Origin of the sequence: Pedobacter yulinensis (genome assembly GCF_003029735.1) — a bacterium.
Classification (GTDB): domain Bacteria; phylum Bacteroidota; class Bacteroidia; order Sphingobacteriales; family Sphingobacteriaceae; genus Pedobacter; species Pedobacter yulinensis.
In genome coordinates this window covers 1409619-1428832 of the sequence record NZ_KZ686269.1, presented here as the reverse complement: position 1 = coordinate 1428832, position 19214 = coordinate 1409619, and the positions used below count along the sequence as shown (strand labels likewise).

General features: G+C 52.3%; 16 protein-coding genes. 14 read left to right on the top strand and 2 right to left on the bottom strand.

Going from position 1 to position 19214, the window contains the following annotated elements; translation table 11 throughout:
• Positions 1–72 precede the first annotated feature (72 nt).
• From C7T94_RS13680 to C7T94_RS13655, 6 genes are all read left to right on the top strand, one after another.
• Positions 73–426, top strand: a complete 354-nt coding sequence (locus tag C7T94_RS13680) for a winged helix-turn-helix transcriptional regulator (protein ID WP_107215844.1) — start codon at positions 73–75, stop codon at positions 424–426.
• A gap of 92 nt (positions 427–518) precedes the next feature.
• Positions 519–2369 carry a glycoside hydrolase family 2 protein gene (locus C7T94_RS13675; RefSeq protein WP_107216130.1) on the top strand — a complete coding sequence of 617 codons (1851 nt, stop codon included), beginning with the start codon at positions 519–521 and terminating at the stop codon, positions 2367–2369.
• A gap of 143 nt (positions 2370–2512) precedes the next feature.
• Positions 2513–3931, top strand: coding sequence for a phytoene desaturase family protein (locus C7T94_RS13670; RefSeq protein ID WP_107215843.1), 1419 nt, complete (start codon positions 2513–2515; stop codon positions 3929–3931).
• Between the two features lie 17 nt (positions 3932–3948).
• Positions 3949–5211, top strand: coding sequence for a YeiH family protein (locus tag C7T94_RS13665; RefSeq protein WP_107215842.1), 1263 nt, complete (start codon positions 3949–3951; stop codon positions 5209–5211).
• A 130-nt stretch (positions 5212–5341) separates the two neighbouring features.
• Complete coding sequence (locus tag C7T94_RS13660) at positions 5342–6523, top strand: glycoside hydrolase family 88 protein (protein ID WP_107215841.1); 1182 nt, start codon at positions 5342–5344, stop codon at positions 6521–6523.
• A 46-nt stretch (positions 6524–6569) separates the two neighbouring features.
• Positions 6570–6920, top strand: coding sequence for a nuclear transport factor 2 family protein (locus C7T94_RS13655; RefSeq protein ID WP_107215840.1), 351 nt, complete (start codon positions 6570–6572; stop codon positions 6918–6920).
• Here C7T94_RS13655 and C7T94_RS19535 read toward each other — a convergent pair.
• On the bottom strand, positions 6917–7084 hold the full coding sequence (locus C7T94_RS19535) for a hypothetical protein (RefSeq protein WP_204353280.1): 168 nt from the start codon (positions 7082–7084) through the stop codon (positions 6917–6919). The genes C7T94_RS13655 and C7T94_RS19535 overlap by 4 nt on opposite strands.
• A 29-nt stretch (positions 7085–7113) precedes the next feature.
• Here C7T94_RS19535 and C7T94_RS13650 point away from each other — a divergent pair, with 29 nt between their 5' ends.
• Both C7T94_RS13650 and C7T94_RS13645 read left to right on the top strand, forming a co-directional pair.
• Positions 7114–8031 carry a sigma-70 family RNA polymerase sigma factor gene (locus C7T94_RS13650; RefSeq protein WP_239495016.1) on the top strand — a complete coding sequence of 306 codons (918 nt, stop codon included), beginning with the start codon at positions 7114–7116 and terminating at the stop codon, positions 8029–8031.
• A 67-nt stretch (positions 8032–8098) separates the two neighbouring features.
• Complete coding sequence (locus C7T94_RS13645; protein WP_107215838.1) at positions 8099–8557, top strand: carboxymuconolactone decarboxylase family protein; 459 nt, start codon at positions 8099–8101, stop codon at positions 8555–8557.
• A 49-nt stretch (positions 8558–8606) separates the two neighbouring features.
• On the opposite strand, the gene C7T94_RS19255 is transcribed toward C7T94_RS13645, so the two are convergent.
• Complete coding sequence (locus C7T94_RS19255) at positions 8607–8780, bottom strand: YtxH domain-containing protein (RefSeq protein WP_112156443.1); 174 nt, start codon at positions 8778–8780, stop codon at positions 8607–8609.
• A gap of 367 nt (positions 8781–9147) precedes the next feature.
• Here C7T94_RS19255 and C7T94_RS13640 point away from each other — a divergent pair, with 367 nt between their 5' ends.
• The 6 genes from C7T94_RS13640 to C7T94_RS13615 all read left to right on the top strand — a co-directional run bounded on the left by C7T94_RS13640 (position 9148) and on the right by C7T94_RS13615 (position 19203).
• Entirely contained in the window at positions 9148–9645 is a 498-nt protein-coding gene (locus C7T94_RS13640; RefSeq protein WP_107215837.1) for a hypothetical protein, read from the top strand.
• A 94-nt stretch (positions 9646–9739) separates the two neighbouring features.
• Positions 9740–12415: an alpha-L-rhamnosidase gene (locus C7T94_RS13635; protein WP_107215836.1), complete on the top strand. Its 2676-nt coding sequence runs from the start codon at positions 9740–9742 to the stop codon at positions 12413–12415.
• 73 nt (positions 12416–12488) lie between these two features.
• The gene (locus C7T94_RS13630) at positions 12489–13175 is read left to right on the top strand and encodes a FadR/GntR family transcriptional regulator (protein ID WP_107215835.1); all 687 of its coding nucleotides are present in this window, start codon (positions 12489–12491) and stop codon (positions 13173–13175) included.
• 163 nt (positions 13176–13338) lie between these two features.
• A complete protein-coding gene (locus C7T94_RS13625; protein ID WP_107215834.1) occupies positions 13339–16578 on the top strand; it encodes a SusC/RagA family TonB-linked outer membrane protein in 3240 nt (1079 codons plus the stop codon).
• Between the two features lie 11 nt (positions 16579–16589).
• Complete coding sequence (locus C7T94_RS13620) at positions 16590–18029, top strand: RagB/SusD family nutrient uptake outer membrane protein (RefSeq protein ID WP_107215833.1); 1440 nt, start codon at positions 16590–16592, stop codon at positions 18027–18029.
• Positions 18019–19203 carry a sialidase family protein gene (locus C7T94_RS13615; protein ID WP_107215832.1) on the top strand — a complete coding sequence of 395 codons (1185 nt, stop codon included), beginning with the start codon at positions 18019–18021 and terminating at the stop codon, positions 19201–19203. The genes C7T94_RS13620 and C7T94_RS13615 overlap by 11 nt, the downstream gene beginning before the upstream one ends.
• The last annotated feature ends 11 nt before the right edge of the window (positions 19204–19214 follow it).

Sequence of the window (19214 nt, the reverse complement as noted above, 5' to 3'; positions counted from 1 at the left end):
AGGGAATAAATCTTCCCTACACGATGGCTTGACCGGCTGCGGCTGCAGCGTATCTTCGTAAAAAAGAAATGTATGTACGAAAGAAAAACGCCCGATCATCTGGAGTGCGGAATCAAGGTGACGGCAAAAGTCATCGGCAGCAAGTGGAAACCCTGTATCATTGACGCCATTACGCGTGGGGTACACCGGCCCGGCGCCTTACAGCGCGAGGTTGGCCTCACCAGCCGGCGGGTTATTCAACTACAGCTCAAAGAATTGGAAATGCACGGAATTGTAGAAAAGCAGGTCTTTCCGGTGCTGCCGCAAAAGGTGGAATACCACCTTACACCGCTTGGCCAGAGCATCCTTGATGTGCTCAATGCCATGAACACCTGGGGCGAAGCCAACCGCGAAAGGTACAGCGGGGAACTGGAGCCTGCCAGTTAACAGGCCGCATTCCGATTGCAACGTTTCGCTTGCAATTGCCGGCTTTACAGATATTCGGTTATCTTAGCAGCTACCTAAATTCTATAACCAGCATGAACAAAACAAAAATGCTGCTAACGGCGGCAGCGCTACTGTTCCTAGCCGTACCCGGTTTTTCACAACGCAAATGGGCAGTTGTAAAAGACAGGATCCTGACTCCCTGGGCCGAACAGGTTGATCCCAAGGCTCCGCTGCCTGAGTATCCCCGGCCGCAAATGGAACGTCTCAAGAACTGGAAAAATCTGAACGGCTTGTGGTCTTATGCCATTACGCCCAAAGATCAGCCGGAGCCTGCACGGTACGAAGGCGATATCCTCGTTCCCTTTGCCGTTGAATCAGCCCTGTCTGGCGTTGCCCGCACGGTTGGAAAAGACAGCGTTTTGTGGTATAAAAATACGGTCAGCGTGCCCCCTGCCATGCGCGGCAAAGAGGTGTTGCTGCATTTCGGCGCCGTAGACTGGCGCGCCGAAGTCTTTGTGAATGGCAAACCGGCCGGCATTCATGAAGGCGGCTTTGATCCTTTCAGCTTTAACATTACCTCTCTTTTGCAGAAGGGCGCAGCCCAGGAAATCAAAGTGAAGGTCTGGGACCCCACCGACGACGGTCCGCAACCGCGCGGCAAACAGGTCAAAAAACCTGAGGGTATCTGGTATACACCCGTAACCGGTATCTGGCAAACGGTCTGGCTTGAAGCTGTGCCCAAAACCCACATTGTTTCCACCAGGCAGACACCTGATATTGATGCGCAGCAACTGGAGCTTAAGGCAGATATTGCAGCAGCGGCCGCTGGCGATATGCTTAAGATTACCGTATTCGATAACGGGCGGCAGGTTGCTCAACAGCAGCTCCCGGCCGCCGAAACGGCAGTGATCAAACTGAAAGACCAGAAGTTGTGGTCGCCCGAATCGCCTTTTCTGTATGACCTGCACATCAGCCTGCTACGCAACAACAAGGTGATCGACCAAGTGAAAAGTTATTTCGCCATGCGTAAAATATCTATGGTGAAAGACAGCAAAGGCATTCAGCGCATGCACCTGAATAATAAGTTCCTGTTTCAGTATGGCCCGCTAGACCAGGGCTGGTGGCCAGATGGGCTGTATACGCCGCCTACAGAAGCAGCCATGATCTACGATATCGATAAACTTCATGATATGGGCTGCAACATGATTCGCAAACACATCAAAGTGGAACCGGCCCGCTATTACGCATACTGCGACCGCAAGGGAATGCTGTTATGGCAGGACATGCCAAGCGGAGACCTGGGGAACGGCTGGGAGCAGCGGCCGGGTGTGCTCGATAAAGGCAGTGACCGGCCCCGTACGCCCGAGTCTGAAGGGTATTACCGCAAAGAATGGGAAAGGATTATGGCCGTGCTGCACAATTATCCAAGTATCGTGGTGTGGACGCCGTTTAATGAGGCCTGGGGACAGTTTAAAACCGCAGAAATTACCGAGTGGACATTAAAAATGGACCCTTCCCGCCTGGTGAATAGTGCAAGCGGCGGCAATTTCGAGCCTACGGGCCACATGGTAGACCTGCACAACTATCCGCATCCGGCCATGCCAAGACCAGACCTGTTTGGGACAGAACGGATCCTGGTCCTGGGCGAATTTGGCGGCCTCGGCTGGCCGGTACAGGGCCACCTCTGGGATGCCGGCAAACGCAACTGGGGTTACCAGAATTTCAAAAACGCAGACGAACTGTTTGCGCGTTATGAAAAGTTTGCCGCCCGCATGCTGGAACTGATTCCGCTGGGCTTATCTGCAGCCGTATATACCCAAACAACCGACGTGGAAGGGGAGGTGAACGGTTATATGACCTATGACAGGAAACTGATGAAAATGCCCGTCGAAAAGTTACGAGTACTGCATAAGCGCTTCTACGACCAGGCACTCGTTAAATAAACCCCGGTACCAGGCCGGAAGACAAGCCGCGTTTTGAACCAGCCCTGCCGGGCGCTAACCGGCAGGGTTTGTTATGAACGCGCCGGTAACCGGGGCGTTGCAGCTCCGGCTGCAGGTAAAGGGCATGTTATAAAAAGGAAATCATGAAAGACAGGTACGATGCTGTGGTTGTAGGGGCAGGACCAAACGGCCTGGCTGCCGCCATCAGGCTGCAGCAGCAGGGCTTGTCTGTGCTGCTGCTGGAAGGCCGGGACACAACTGGCGGTGGCATGCGTTCTGCGGCGTTAACGTTGCCCGGTTATGTTCACGACATCTGTTCAGCCGTTCATCCGCTTGCCCTGGCCTCGCCTTTTTTGAGCAGCCTGCCGCTTGCAGATCATGGTCTGCGCTTCGTGTTTCCTGAAGTAGCGGCGGCGCACCCGCTCGATGATGGTTCTGCAGCATTGCTGTTGCGCCGACCGGATGATACGGCAGCAGCTTTAGGTATTGATAAAAACAGTTACCTTAACCTGGTCAGTTCAACCATGCGCGATTGGTCTAAGATCAGCGATGCCATCCTTGGTCCGCTTCGTATGCCAGAATATCCCGCGGCACTGATGCGCTTCGGAATCAAGGCATTCCCATCGGCCCTGTGTACCGGAAAGCGGTTTAAAACCCCACAGGCCAGGGCTTTGTGGGCTGGAATGGCTGCGCATGCCATACAGCCACTGGGCAACCTGGCTACTTCGGCCATTGGGCTGGTGCTGCTTGCCCTTGGCCACCTGCATGGATGGCCGGTTCCGGTAGGTGGCTCGCAGGCCATTGCCGATGCCCTGACTTCTTATTTTATCTCAATTGGCGGTGTGGTGCAATGTGATACCTTCATATCGAGCCTGGAAGAACTCCCTGAAACCAGAATTATCGTTCTCGATGTAGCACCGCGGCAGCTGGTGCGCATAGCGGGCGGGCGCCTGGCTGACCTTGATAAAATCCGTCTTGGACGTTACCGGTATGGTATGGGTGTTTTTAAGATAGACTGGGCGCTAACGGAACCCATTCCCTTTAGCCACGCAGCTGTCCGGCGTGCCGGAACGGTCCACCTTGGCGGCACCCTGGAAGAAATTGCCCGTTCTGAAAAGAAAAGTGCAGCCGGTCATATCGTTGATAAACCGTTCGTGCTGCTGGCGCAGCAAAGCATTGCCGACCCCTCTAGGGCGCCCGAGGGTAAACATACCGCCTGGGCATACTGCCACGTGCCCAACGGCTCACACGCCGATCAGACAAGCGCGATCGAGGCGCAGGTAGAGCGGTTTGCGCCGGGTTTCAAAGACCTGATCCTGGCCAGGCATACGTTTACTGCAGCGGCAATGGAAGCATACAATCCGAATTATGTAGGCGGCGACATCAATTGCGGGGTGCAGGACCTTGGCCAACTCTTTACCAGGCCCATCATTCGCCTTAACCCATACCGTACAAGTGCCAAAGGTGTTTATCTTTGCTCTTCGGCCACGCCGCCCGGCGGCGGGGTACACGGCATGTGCGGCTTTCACGCCGCCGAAACAGCAATTAAAGATTTTTTCTAACCAGATCGTATACAGCCATGCAAGACAAAAAAGACAAGGGTTCCAAATTACATGAAGATTGGGTGGTCGTTATTCTCGGGGCGCTCATCATTGCGCTTTCGCTTGGCGGACTCATCCTCGCGGTTCCCTCTTTCGGCTGGAAAACCGGCGCAGAACTAGCTGAAAAGGTTTTGTCCCCGGCTAACCTGGCCATAATCGGCCTGCAGTTCCTCTATGTATTGCCCATTGCGCTTGCCGGGAGCTGGCTCTGTGGCAAAGGCATTGCAGGTACCTTGCGCACCTTTCCATTGGTTTACCTGCTTACCGCTGTTGCGCTGGTGCTGAGCGGTAACCAGGCCGTCAAGGCGCTTAATCTGGAGGCGGTGATCTTTAGCCTGGTGATCGGTTTGCTTATTGGTAACCTGTTTCGCCTGCCTGGCTGGTTCAAGGCAGCATTATCTACTGAACTTTATGTGAAAATCGGCCTGGTGCTGCTTGGAACGACAGTGATTTTCTCTGACATCCTGAAAGCCGGGTCGCTGGGCCTGCTGCAGGCGCTGGTGGTTGTCCTGTCTGTCTGGTATTTTGCATTCTGGCTTTGCAAAAAGCTGAAAGTGGATGAGGAAATGAGCATGATGATCTCCAGCGCGGTATCAATCTGCGGGGTGTCGGCTGCAATCGCCACATCGGGCGCCATTAAAGGCGATTCAAAAAAACTCAGTTACGTGATCAGCATGGTGCTTATTACCGCAATCCCCATGATGATCTTCATGCCCTACATTGCTGCCTGGTTCAATTTTCCCCAAGCCGTTACAGGCGCCTGGCTTGGCGGCAGCATTGATACGACGGGAGCAGTCGTAGCCTCCGGAACGCTGGTAGGCGAGGAGGCGCTGAAGATCAGTACGATCGTAAAATTTTCGCAGAACGTGCTGCTTGGGCTTGCCGCCTTCGCCATTTCCGTTTACTGGACCTACAATACAAAAGCTCCGGGTGCTGACCGGACCGAAAAACCCACCCTTGGCGTGATCTGGGAACGTTTCCCGAAATTCGTGCTGGGGTTTATGGCCGCTTCGCTTTTGTTTTCTTTTGCCGTCGATGCACAAACCAACGCCCTTGTTAAAGGCAGCCTCAAGAACCTGCAGGGCCTATGGTTTGCGCTGGCTTTTACCAGCATTGGCCTGGAAACAAACTTCAGGGAATTGTTTGCACAGAACAGCCGCAAACCGCTGTACGCCTTCCTGATTGCACAGACCTTCAATATTGTAATTACCCTTGCGGTCGCTTTCGTATTGTTCAGCTGATGTGACGATTGATGAAATCGATTTCATTTAAGTTCTAATTATACGCATATGATTTCCCGCAATACTATCGGGTGTTTGAGAAATCGATTTCAATCTCTATCTTGTGTACGCCCGCCTATGGGTTTTCAATATGAAACGATCCGGAAACGCCTTCCTTGTCATTTTTTTTGCCCTGTTTGTTGCGGGGTGTTCGGCCCGCCTGCTGCCTGAGCAGCACAACAGGCTTCAATCAGTCTTTAAAGAAGCTGCCGTCCAGTACCGTACACTGGCTTCGGCTACGCCGGATGGACGATTTCCAAAGGCCATTACCCCCGGGGGAAGACTTGAAACGAGCGGATCAGGCTGGTGGTGCAGCGGTTTTTATCCGGGCACGCTACTCTATCTTTATGAGCAAACAAAAGATAAATGGTTAGAAGCCGAAGCACTCAGGCGATTGAAGACGCTTGAAAAGGAACAATATAATACTTCGACCCACGACCTCGGGTTTATGATGTACTGCAGTTTCGGCAACGCTTACCGGTTGGATCCAAAACCTGAGTACCGTGCCATACTGCTGAACAGCGCACGTTCGCTGGCTACACGTTTCAATGCGCAGGTAGGCTGTATTAAGTCCTGGGATTCCCGTAACCCTTCAGATTTTCTCGTCATCATCGACAACATGATGAACCTGGAGCTGTTGTTTTGGGCTACGCGAGTAAGCGGCGACTCCAGCTTTCATAAAATTGCCATTACCCACGCCAATACGACCATGAAACACCATTTCCGGTCTGATAACAGCTCTTACCATGTTGTCAATTATGATATCAACACCGGGAAACCGCGCCGCAAACATACTGCGCAGGGTGCCGCCGATCATTCGGCCTGGAGCCGCGGACAAGCCTGGGGGCTATACGGTTTTACAGTGATGTACCGGGAAACCGGCGACAAAAAATATCTGGACCAGGCAGCCGCAATAGCTGGCTTTATGCTGAACCACAAAAATTTACCTGCAGATAAGGTTCCGTACTGGGACTTTAACGCACCTGGCATTCCGAACGCCCTGCGCGATGCATCTGCAGGAGCCATCACGGCTTCTGCACTCCTGGAACTTGCAGACTACCTCCCTGATGCGCGCAACAGCTACCGGCAAACTGCCGCCCAGATCCTGAAGACGTTATCCGGTCCGGAGTACCGGGCCACAGCGGGCAGCAACGCCGGTTTTTTACTGAAACACAGCGTTGGAAGCCTGCCCGGTAAATCTGAGGTTGACGTGCCGCTCAGTTATGCAGATTATTATTTTATAGAAGCCTGTAAGCGTCAAAAGAAAAGGTGAACAAAAAAATAGCTGTGCTGTTTAGTAGGGTAATTAAACTGATGTTATGAATGCCGAAGAAATATCTGAAGGACGTGCCCGGGCCGTCGTACTGGCGCTGATCCAGGCTATTAACAGTGAAGAATTTGAGCGCGGCCGCAGTTATGCCGATGACAACATGACATTCGAGGGGCCCATGGCCCGCAGGTCGGGCGCCGATGCGTACTTCAAGGATATGGAACAGATGAAGTTAAAGTACGATATCCGGAAAGTATTTGCCGAGGGCGATGACGTATGCCTGTTTTACGACCTCGAAATGGACGGGAAAACAATTTTCGGGACAGGCTGGTACCGGGTAGAAGGCGGCAAGGTAACTTCGCTCCGGGTTGTTTTTGATCCGCGGCCGTTCCTGGGCTAGTCTTTTTTCCAGCCTTTTTTCATTTTCCTGTAATCAGACTTCTTAACGGTCTTTTTCCGTTTTGACCGGCTGATGCCCTTTTTCTTGCGGGCGTTGATGTTATTGACGAGCGAGTTTTTTACACCAAGCCTGTTTTTCCGGCTCTTTTTCTTTTTCTTTGCCATACCGGTAAAAGACAATCTGCATTGTCTGAATGTTTCAGTTAGCACAGTCGGGAATGCATTTGTTGCCGGGTATTGATATGTCTGCCCAGGAATTGCTTTCATTTGTGGAAACGGATAACGAATCGCTCAGGCCGGTCCTGATCCGGTATGCATATGCCATTTGCGGTACAGTTGCAGATGCCGAAGACCTGGTGCAGGACCTTTTTCTGAACTTGCTGAATAAAGACCTTTCGGGCGTAGCTGACCGGCGCGCCTATCTGATCCGGAGCATCGTGAACCGGGCCATTGACCGCAAAAAATTGATCAGAAGTCAGCTGGACATGTATCCCGGCGACTGGCTGCCGGAGCCGCAGGCTACAGACACTGCTGACCACCGCATTATACAGAAAGAAACCCTTTCTTATGCGCTGATGGTGCTGCTTGAGCACCTTGACCCGAGGCAGCGCGCGGTTTTTATTCTCAAAGAAGCTTTTGCCTATAGTCATGAGGAAATCGCCTCCATTCTTGGTATTCGTGCACCGTTTTCCAGACAACTGTTAAGCCGCGGCAAAAAATTGCTCGCAAGCGTTCAGCGCAAAGGTGAGCAAATGGCGTCGCGCCGGTTCCTTGAAAGGTATCTCCAGGTCATGAGCTCGGGCGATACGAAGTCGCTGGAAGCCCTGTTGCTGGAAGATATCGTGGTTTTCTCTGACGGCGGGGGCAAGGCAAGGGCTGCCTTGAACGCAATTGAAGGGCACCGGCGCGTGATGGGCCTGCTGTTTGGCTTGTACCGGAAATTCAATCCTCAATGCACTTTACAGTATGGAACGCTTAACGGTGCGCCCGCATTGATCTACCTGATTAACAACGTTCCTGTAAAATGCCAGCTGGTTACCGAAAAAGATGGCCGCATCTGCCGCATCTTCATGATTCGTAATCCCGACAAACTACGAAACCTGAAATTTTAATTTTTTTTCGCATTTCGTGTCACACGCCAGGCCGTTTTTCAGTCCTGACGGTAAATAAAAATACATCATGGAAAGAATCAGAACAGAAGAGTTGCCTGCCGGTATGATGCAGGCCATGTATGGCGTACAAGCCTATTTGAACAACAGCGGGCTGGAAAAAAGCCTGGTACATCTGATCAATATGCGTGTGTCGCAGCTGAACGCCTGCGGTTTTTGCCTTGACATGCATTCGAAGGAAGCTGTTAACGACGGCGAAAGCATGCAGCGGCTGGTTGCGCTTCCGGCCTGGCGCGAGGCACCATTTTACACGCCGGTCGAGCGCGCAGTTCTGGCCCTGGCCGAATTCCTGACCGGATTGAAGGCCGAAGCCGACATTGCACCGGTGTACGCCGAAATGGAGAAACATTTCAGCCGCGACCAGGTGGCGCTTGTCGGGCTGGCCATTATCCAGATCAATGCCTGGAACCGCCTGGTCAGGCTTACCGGCCGCGAAGCCGGAAGTTATGAACTCGGCACGCATGGCTAAAACAAAAAAACGGCAGCCACAGGCTGCCGTTTTTGCTAAATGGCCTTATTTAGCGCATCTCTGTTTTGTAATCATCTTTGAATGCACGGGCCTTTTCCATCCATTCAGGTGCTTTCTCCCTCAGCTCGTCGAGTTTGCTTCGGCCAAATTCATCTTTCTTTGTTACATATTTTACGGCGGCGTAAACTGCGGCGCCAATCAATGCTGTTTTTACAAGTCCCATAATGTTCTTTTTTTAAATGAACAACCTGTAAACGAAAGGGTTTTAGGTTTTTTTATTTCGCGTTAATCGCGCATTTCGGGCAACAGCGGGTTGCCAAGCCGGGGCGCATGCAGCAGCCTGTTGCCTCAGGCAGGCAGCTGGGGATTATCCCGAAAAAGCGCTAATTTGACTCGAAAAATGCAGATTTTATCCTCCCGATTTCGCCTTGTATCCATCCTCGCTGCAGGCAGTATGTTTATTCTTTCATGTACGGGCCAGGCCGATACCTCTGGCTGGAACTGGTTTACCAAAACGATTTAATTGGCCGTAGGCTTTATGGCGGTAAAAAAGAACTGGTTCAGGCGATTAAGCGTGGCAGCCCGGTGCGGTGGCCTGGGCCGAACTGCTTAAAGATGGCAGCAGCTGTGTTGAGTTCGCCGAACCGGAATTTACCACCCTGGTTAATGACAGTGACCTGGTTGTTCAGTTTCCGGTCAGTATGATCCAGACAGAATACTTTGCGGCCGCGAAATCCTACCTGAAGACCGATCCGCCCATTCAATGGCGCGCGCTCATGTGTACAGACGGGCACTACCACCAGTTTCACAGCGACCTGGCCTCAGGAAAAGTAATACGGACCATGCACCTGAAAGCGGCGATGGCCTGGTATGCCGAGGTGCCTGTGCATGATGAAAGGCCGGTCGCTGCGCTCGCTGTGCCGGATGGAATCAAACTGGACAGCCTGAAGACCCTTAACTCTGAACGCTCTGACTGGTTCATGAGGCAGGTTACAACAGGATTCAAAAGCCCTGAGCGTATCAACGCCGGCTTGATCCTTCCTTGCTGCCGGCCAATTAGGATCGGGCTCCGGTGGCGCTTTGCCTGAAGCACAGAGGGCTGGGTTCAGGCACCGGACAGTGCATGATGATTTGTTGTTTGAAAAATTGCACTTTGCAGGTTTCCCAACCATAACTAACGCGATGAGCCTACGTTTCTTTACCGCTGTCATTATTTTCTTTATGCTGGTCCCCGCCGTCCAGGCGGCCCGGCCCGTTCACCTTCGCTGCGAGCACATGGTACGGCCGCTTGGCATTGATTCGCCCCGGCCACGCCTGTCCTGGCAAATGGAAGATGCCACGCAGGCTGCCATTCAAACCGCTTACCAAATCCGCATCGGCACCGATTCGTTGGCAGTAGCATCAGGTAAAGCCGGCATATGGGACAGCGGCCGCTCAAATGGCGATGCCAACCTCGTTTCGTATGGCGGCCCCGCGCTAAAAGCATTTACACGGTATTTCTGGCAGGTAACCATCTGGGACCGGAAAGGTGAACCTTCGCGTTCAGCCGTTCAGGCGTTTGAGACCGGCATGATGGGTGCCGGTAACTGGCGCGGAAACTGGATCAGCGATGGGCACGACATCAACTTTTTACCTGCCGGTTATTTTCGGAAAGGCTTTCAGGCTCCAAAAAAGGTGCGCTCGGCAAGGGCCTATATCGCTGTTGCCGGTTTATATGAACTTTACCTGAACGGGAAAAAAGTAAGCAGTCACCGCCTGGATCCGATGTATACCCGCTTTGATCGCAGGACGCTGTATGTGACGCATGATGTTACTGGCAACCTTCAGCAGGGCAGGAATGCCGTTGGTGTATTGCTGGGTAATGGCTGGTACAACCACCAGAGCATCGGGGTCTGGAACTTCGAGCGCGCCCCATGGCGTGCGCGTCCCGCATTTTGCATGGACCTGCGAATCACTTACGAAGACGGCACTACCGAGGTGGTCAGTTCTGGCACCGATTGGAAAACCGATACCGGGGCACTGACCTTCAACAGCATTTACACCGCAGAACACTATGATTTCCGTAAGGAGCAGAGTGGATGGAATACCGCAGCTTTTGACGACAGCAAATGGAGCCGTGCCCGTTTTCGCACTGCGCCTTCCTTGCAGGTTGTCTCGCAAGTCATGCAGCCCATTCGCAATGTGGAAAAGATCGCCGTGCAGTCGCTGAAAAAGTTCGGCGACACCTGTTATGTGTTCGACCTGGGGCGCAACATCGCCGGGGTGAGCCAGATTCGCGTAAGCGGACCTGAGGGTACGGTTCTTCGCCTGCGCCATGCTGAAAGGCTTTACCCCAACGGCCGTACCGATCTGTCAAACATCGATGTTTACCACCGCCCAAAAGATCAGAGCGACCCCTTCCAGACCGATATCGTTACCCTTTCGGGAAAAGGGACCGAGAGCTTTATGCCGCGTTTCAATTATAAAGGTTTCCAGTATGTGGAGGTGACAAGCAGCAGGCCGGTGCAGCTGAACAAAGAGAGCCTGACCGGATACTTTATGCACAGCGACGTGGCGCCCGTTGGTACCATCCGCTCGTCAAACCCCCTGATTGACCGGCTGTGGTGGGCAACGAACAACTCCTACCTTTCAAACTTGTTCGGCTATCCGACAGATTGTCCGCAGCGCGAAAAAAACGGGTGGACGGGCGACGGGCATTTCGCAATAGAAACCGGGCTTTATAACTTCGATGCGGTTACGATTTATGAAAAGTGGCTGGCTGACCACCGCGATGAGCAGCAGCCCAACGGTGTGCTGCCCGATATCATTCCTACCGGCGGCTGGGGCTACGGTACGGCGAACGGCACCGACTGGACCAGCACAATTGCTATTATCCCATGGAACATCTACCAGTTTTATGGCGACAGCAAGCTGCTCAGAGACAGCTACGAGTCCATCAAACGGTATGTGGCCTATGTGGAAAACGGCAGCACAGGTTACCTGACCACGTTTGGCCGAGGCGACTGGGTGCCTGTAAAAAGCACCTCCTCACTGGAGTACACCTCATCTGTCTATTTTTATACAGATGCCCTGATCCTGGCTAAAGCCGCCAAGCTTTTTGGCAACAAAGCCGACCAGAACCGGTATGAGGCCCTGGCAAAGAACATCCGTACGGCGATCAACAACAAATATTTTAAGGCCGCCGACAACAGCTATGCCTCCGGCACGCAAACCGAACTGAGCATGGCGCTGCAGTGGGGCATCGTACCCGAGGCAAGCCGGCTTGCGGTTGCCCGGCGCCTCGCTGAACGCGTGGCCGCAGACGGCATGCACCTGGACGTCGGCGTTCTTGGCGCAAAGGCGATTCTGAATGCGCTGAGCGAGAACGGACAGGCCGAAACGGCTTACCGCCTGGCCGCGCAGGATACCTATCCATCATGGGGCTGGTGGATCGTTAACGGCGCCACAACCTTATATGAAAATTGGAACATCCAGGCAGAACGTGACATTTCGCTCAACCACATGATGTTTGGAGAGATTGGCGGCTGGTTTTTCAAAGGCCTGGCGGGCATCAGGACCGACGAGCACCGGCCAGGCTTCAAGCATATTTTGTTCAAACCGAATTTCGTTGAGGGCCTCTCGCATTTTGAAGGCAGTCATGACGGACCGCAGGGCCGGATCGTTTCTGCCTGGAAACGACAGGGAAAAACAGTCCGTTATTCAGTCGTGGTCCCTGCAAATTCAACAGCTACCGTATTCTTTCCATTAAAAGAAAACCAGAGCGCCTGGCAAGGTGCAAAACGTATGCCTGCGTCCTTACAGCTTACTGCGGGCAAATACAGTTTCGAGATCAGTGAAAATACACCAGGCCAGCGATAGACAACGTCTTGTTTTTGAAATAAAATTTCATTTGTAGTACATAATCAAAAAAAATCCCATTTTTGACGGCACTATGGCTACCTCAGATTTAAGTAAAGACCTGGCGCCGATCGTATCCAATACGATGGCCGATATGGTGGAAATCCGGCTTCGGGAATACCTTAAGCGCAAGTCTTTCCGGCCCGGCGATGCGCTGCCGAAAGAACTCGAACTGGCAGAAGCCCTTGGTGTAAGCCGCAATGTGCTGCGCGAAGCCCTCAGCAGGCTGCGTATGCTGGGCATGATCGAAACAAAAAAGAAACGGGGAATGGTGCTGGCCAGGCCAGACATACTCGGCACCTTTGAGCGCGTACTCGATCCGCTCATCATAGATACGGGCACCCTTCAGGACATCTTTGAGTTAAGGCTCGTGCTGGAAATGGGCCTGGCCGACTTGCTCTACATCCGGAAAACTGACAAAGACATCCAGGAGCTGGAAGCGATTGCGAAAAAAGAAGTCAACGTTGACAACACCTTCCGAATCAAAACTGAGATTGCCTTTCACGGCAAACTGTATGAAATGTCAGGGAACGATACACTAAAACGCTTCCAGATCATGCTCCTGCCTATTTTTGATTATATGGTTGCCGTCGAGCAGCAGCCCACCCGGGGCGATGTAACACACATGGACCTCGTTCAGATTCTCAAAAACGGGAGCAAGGAAGATTTTAAAAGAGGGATGGAGAGTCACCTGAAACCTCATTTCGACCGCCTGAAGTAAATATCAGGTTACGAATAGCTTATAAAAGGGCCCGTTCGGGCCTTTTTTCGTTCCAACACGGGCCAATTAAAAAATTAACATACTGGTATTGCGAAAATCAAAAATACTTCACACATTTGATATGTAGTACATAAGGACTAAAACCAAATATAAATTCTTGATTATGAACAAAATTTCTACAAGCTGGCTGATTGCCTTGTTCTGCCTTTTTGCTTTCCAGAGTTTTGCACAGAACGGTGTCCTGGTAACGGGTACGGTTCGCTCGGCGGGCAACCGCGAAACCATGCCGGGAGTGGGCGTGCGGGTAAAGAACGCCCAGGTAAACACGCTGACAGACGCCATGGGGAAATTCAGCATCCGGGTGCCCGACCTGCAGGCTACGCTGGTATTTACCTATGTCGGTGTTAAAACACAGGAAGTTCCCCTCGCAGGAAGAGCTACCGCAGAAGTGCTGCTGGAAGACGAGGTCAACGAACTGAATGAAGTGGTCGTTGTCGGCTACGGCGAACAGTCGCGGTCTACAGTAACCAATTCCATTAGCCGTGTCGATGCCAGGGAATTCCAGAATGCACCGGCAGCAAATCCGCTGAACCAGTTACAGGGTAAGGTGGCCGGGCTTTCGCTCCAGGTATCGAGCGGTCAGCCGGGTGCCAATCCGCAGATATTCATTCGGGGAGGTGCATCGACATCACCCGAAGGGGATGCACCGCTTTTTATCGTTGACGGCATTGTCGGTGCCATGCGGAACATCAGCGATATCAACCCTGATGATATCGAGTCGATGCAGGTGCTTAAAGATGCCGCTTCCACGGCTATTTATGGTGCGAGGGCAGCAAACGGTGTTATCATCATCAAAACCAAGTCAGGCAAGGCAGGAGCCAAGCCTTCGATCAATTTCAAATACACCAGCGGCCTGGACCGGCAGGGTAAAAGTTACGATTTTACCAGTGCACAGGATTATGTGTTCATCAGCCGCCTGAATACCCAAAAATTCAATACTTCCAATCCGTCACTTTTCCTGAGCGGCGGTACCTACGGCATGTCGACCGGAAATGCCCGGAATACCAAAAACACGCTGGAATTCCTGGATACCTATATCGCGGCTTACGGCAAGGACTATGTGAGCGACCTGATAGACAACCAGGGCTGGACCACGATGACCGATCCGGTTACCGGTAAAAAAATGATCTTCAAAGAGACCAATTACCAGGATGTAACGTTCCAGGACGCTATGCGGAATGAATATGATTTCAACATTAGCGGCGGTACTGAAAAAGCAACTTATTATGCAAGCCTCGGGCACCTGGACCAAAGCGGTATCGTTGCGGGTACAGACTATAAAAATTACAATTTCCTGCTCAATGCAACGTATAAACTCAGCGACAGCTGGGATTTAAACGCCAATGTGAGTTACCTGCTCAGGCAAAGCAAGGGCATTGGCAATGTGCAGAATGTGCTCTCGCGTTCGGTTACGATGCCTTTTACCTACCGGGAAACGTATGAAAATGGCCTTCCGGCGCCGGGAGAGGGTGTTACTTCGTTCAGGAACCGCAACCATGAGATCTATTACCGCGACCAATACAGCGACAATAAGGTTTACCGCACCAACCTGAGTATGGGTGCGACCTGGAATATCATTCCGGGGCTGACCTTCAAGCCGGCTGTATACTGGTTTACAACAGAAGGCATCAACAACGCCTTTGAGGCTTATAATGAAGTAAACATCAATCGGAATGCTTCTTCCGAACATTCTTTTGTTCGCGCGGCGCAGGTGGATGGCGTATTCAATTATGTTAAAAATTTCGGTGATAAACACCATACCAGCACAGTGCTGGGAAGCAGTTACATCAACAATTACAACTACGTCATCAATGCTTCGGGGTATGGCGCGCCAACCGATAACATCAAGACCGTTAACGCAACATCAATCCTTACCCAGCGCAGCAGTACCGAAATTACCGAAGATGCGTTGATGAGCTTCTTTGGTCGTGTCAACTACGATTATGACAGCAAATACTTGTTCAGCGCAAGCCTGAGGCATGATGGATCCTCGAAGTTTGCCGAACGCAACAAGTTTGGCTGGTTCCCGGGTGTCTCAGCCGGCTGGAACGTACACCGTGAGAAATTTTTTGAACCCATTAGCCGGTACGTTTCCACGCTGAAGGTAAGAAGCAGTTATGGTGAGGCCGGCCAGAACGACCTGTCTCTTTTCGATACCCGCGGACAATACAGCATTGGTAATACCTATCTGGGCGAAGTGGGCATCTTAAATACCCGCCTGGCTAATGCCGATCTGGTCTGGGAGACGACAAGTTCGCTTGATGCGGGCGCTGACATCGGCCTGTTTAAAAACCGCCTGACCATTTTGGTTGATTGGTATGACAAGAAGACCCGCGACCGGATTTTCAGCAAACCGCTGGATGCGACAACCGGTTTCAGCTCCATTACGAGCAATTTCGGGCAGATCCGTACTCGGGGCTTTGAGATCGAAGTTTCGGCCACGCCTGTCAGGAACAAAAACTTTTCATGGGATGTAAGCGCGAATTTTTCCTGGAACAGATCGATTGCGCTCCGATTGCCTGATAACGGGGAGATCAAAAATCGCATTGGTGGCAATATCGTCTATAATAAAGACCTGAACGCATACGTCAAAGTTGGTGGTACTGCCGAAGGCGAACGCTATGGCGGGCGCTGGGCCTACAACATGATCGGCGTCTACGCTACCGATGCGGATGCGGCAAACGCGCCAAAAGATGTGGAAGCAAACAACCGCGTTAAAAAAGGCGGCGACGCGATCTGGGAAGATGTGGACGGAAACGGCATCATAGACAGCCGCGATATGGTGTTTATGGGCTTTATCCGCCCTGACCGCATGGGCGGCCTGGTCAACACGATCAATTACCGCGGACTTTCGATGCGCATCGTTACCGACTTTGCGCTTGGGCACGTGATTGACAATTCGTTCCGCGGCCGGGCCATGGCCAGCGCCAGAAACAACAACATGACCTTGCAGGAGGTTATGGGCGACAAGATCTGGAACAATCCCGGAGATCAAGCCAGCATTCCGAAATACACGGTTCAAAGTGATGCCGATTACAACTACCGGAATCACCTGCGTAACGGCAACGGACTGGTTTCAAGTTCCGGTTATACCACGGCTAATTCGCTCTACCATTCAAAAGGAGACTTCCTGGCCTTTCGCGAAGTTTCCTTCTCTTATGCACTGCGCGGTACTTTCCTTAAAAAAGCGCACATAGCCGGCGTGAACCTGTTTGCCGGTGTATTTAACCTGGGCTATCTGACCAAATACGACGGCCTGATGCCCGAAATTTATACAGGAAATGATCAGGGCTCTTATCCAAGGCCCCGTCAATATAACTTTGGCGCTACTGTAACCTTTTAATATCGAAGAAAATGACACATAGACAGCATATTTTAAGTGGCCTGCTTGCCGTTGTACTCCTGGGCAGCGGATGCAAAAAAATACTTGATGCGCCGCCCGTTTCGAGCATTACCAATGAATCGTACTGGACCGCCGAGGGGGATGTGATCGGTTACATGACCGGTATCAATGCAGATTTCCGCAACCTGATGAACCAGACCCTGTACTTTGAAGACCGGAGCGATGTATTTGTAGCTGGCCTGGAAGGCGCCGTGAGCAATGCCTGGGCACAGAACCTGACGCCCCTGAATGCACCAAACTGGATCGACTTTTACAACCAGGTTCATCATTGTAACCTGTTGCTGAAGAATGCGCCGCAGGTTGTCAGCAGCGCCAATGTGAAAAGGGCAATGGCCCAGGCTCATTTTATCCGTGCCTATGTATACTTTTCGCTGATACGCATCTGGGGCGACGTACCCTTGTTGCTGGAGCCGACCGAACCGGTAGACCGCGAGTTGCCGGCGCGTGCTCCGGCGGCGCAGGTAATGGCGCAAATCCTCAGCGATGTGGACCAGGCGATCGCGCTGTTCCCCGAGGCCGGTTTCCCGAACAAGAACAGGGCCACCAGGCCTGCCGCTTACGCACTTAAAGCAGACGCGCTGCTGTGGAAAGCCAAAGTGCTGAAGGGCAATGCCCAGGATCTCGAAGCGGCGATTGCCGCGGCCGATCAGGCCCTGGCTTCGGGCGTTACCCTGCTGAGCGATTTCAGCAAAATTCATGCAACCGACCAGCGCAAAAACAGCGAGATCATCTTTTCGCTGTATTTTCTCCGCGACGAGAAATCTGACCAGTATGGCAGCCGCCTCAAACCCCGCGATATCTTCGTATCGTCTGCCACCAATGTAAGCAGCCTGCCTTTTGCCCGTAACGGTGCAAGAAGCGTATATGCACCAAGTACAAAGATTATGAACTTGTTTGCTGCCAATGATGTACGCAAGGCCAGCTCATTTATTACTGCAACTGACGCTGCCGGAAATGTGATGGGGGTTTTTGATAATAAGTTCAGGGGAACGGTTTATCCCGACGACCGGTATTTCGAAAATGAAACGGTCATTTACCGTGCTGCAGAAATGATCTTGTTTAAGGCAGAGGCGCTGGCCGCCCTGAACAGGGTTCCTGAAGCCAAGAATGAACTTGATAAGGTGCGCATACGGGCGGGCATCGGCCAATACACCGGCTCACTGGAGCAAAATGCCTTCGAAAGGGAACTGCTTAACGAGCGCGCCCGGGAATTCTGGCTGGAACTGAAACGCTGGCCGGACATTGTGCGTTTTCACGCCGGCGGAACCATCAATGCCTACCAGGAAGTACCTAACCTGGCCGGGAAAAATGTTCCCTTGTTCTCACCGATTCCAAATACACAGATTTACCTGAATCCGAACTTAAAACAAACCGAAGGTTATGGCAATTAACAACATCCCCATAAAACACTACCTGGCAGTCGCATTAACAGGCCTTATCCTGCTTGCAGGCTGCGGAAAAGAAAGCGCGCCCGTACCTGAACCGGTTCAGCCTGAAAAACCGGGTACTGGTGAGCTACCTTTTAATCATATCTTTAAATCAGGCGAGGGGGGATATTCCTGCTTCAGGATCCCGGCCGTGATCAAAACCAATGCAGGCACGCTGCTGGCCTTTGCAGAAGCACGCCGCGTAAGCTGCGGTGACGAGGGCGACATTGACCTTGTCGTAAAACGTTCGTCTGACAAGGGCAAAACCTGGTCTGCGTTCAGCATTATCTGGAGCGATGGCGAAAATACCTGCGGAAACCCGGCACCGGTTGTCGACGCCAAAACCGGTAAGATTCATTTGCTCATGACCTGGAACCTGGGAACAGACGACATTGGCATGATCGGCAATGGAACAAGCAAAGACACCAGGCGGGTGTACAAGACCAGCTCAACAGACGATGGTAAATCATGGGCAGCTGCGCAGGAAATCACTTCGACCGTTAAACAACCGGGTTGGGGCTGGTATGCTACAGGGCCCTGCCATGGTATCCAGATTACCAAAGGAGCGTATGCGGGGAGACTGGTGATTCCATGCGATTATATTCAGGTTGGCGGTCAGAAAAAGGGCTTTTCCCATGTCATTTATTCTGATGACAATGGTGATAGCTGGAAGCTCGGTGGTGTAACACCGGTCATTACCCTGAACCCGAACGAAAGCACCGTGGCCGAACTGGCCGACGGCCGGCTGATGCTGAACATGCGCGTCAGCAACAACAACAACCTGCGCATGCGGAGCGTCAGCAATGATGGCGGACTGACCTGGTCTGTTCCTGAAACCGCGCTGACCTTACTCGACCCGGTTTGCCAGGGCAGTTTACTCTCTGCTATGGTGGGCACACAACACACCTTGTTCTTCTCGAACGCAGCAAGCGTGAACCGGGCCAACATGACCGTGAAGATGAGCACGAACCAGGGAGATACCTGGTCAAGGTCGGTTGTGGTGTATACCGGGCCTTCGGCTTATTCTGACCTGGTCATGGTAGGGGACAATGAACTTGGACTGCTGTACGAGGCTGGTACAACCCGCCCTTATGACGGGATTGCGTGGAGAAATATTGCATTGGCAGAGTTTAAATAATTTGTATAGAT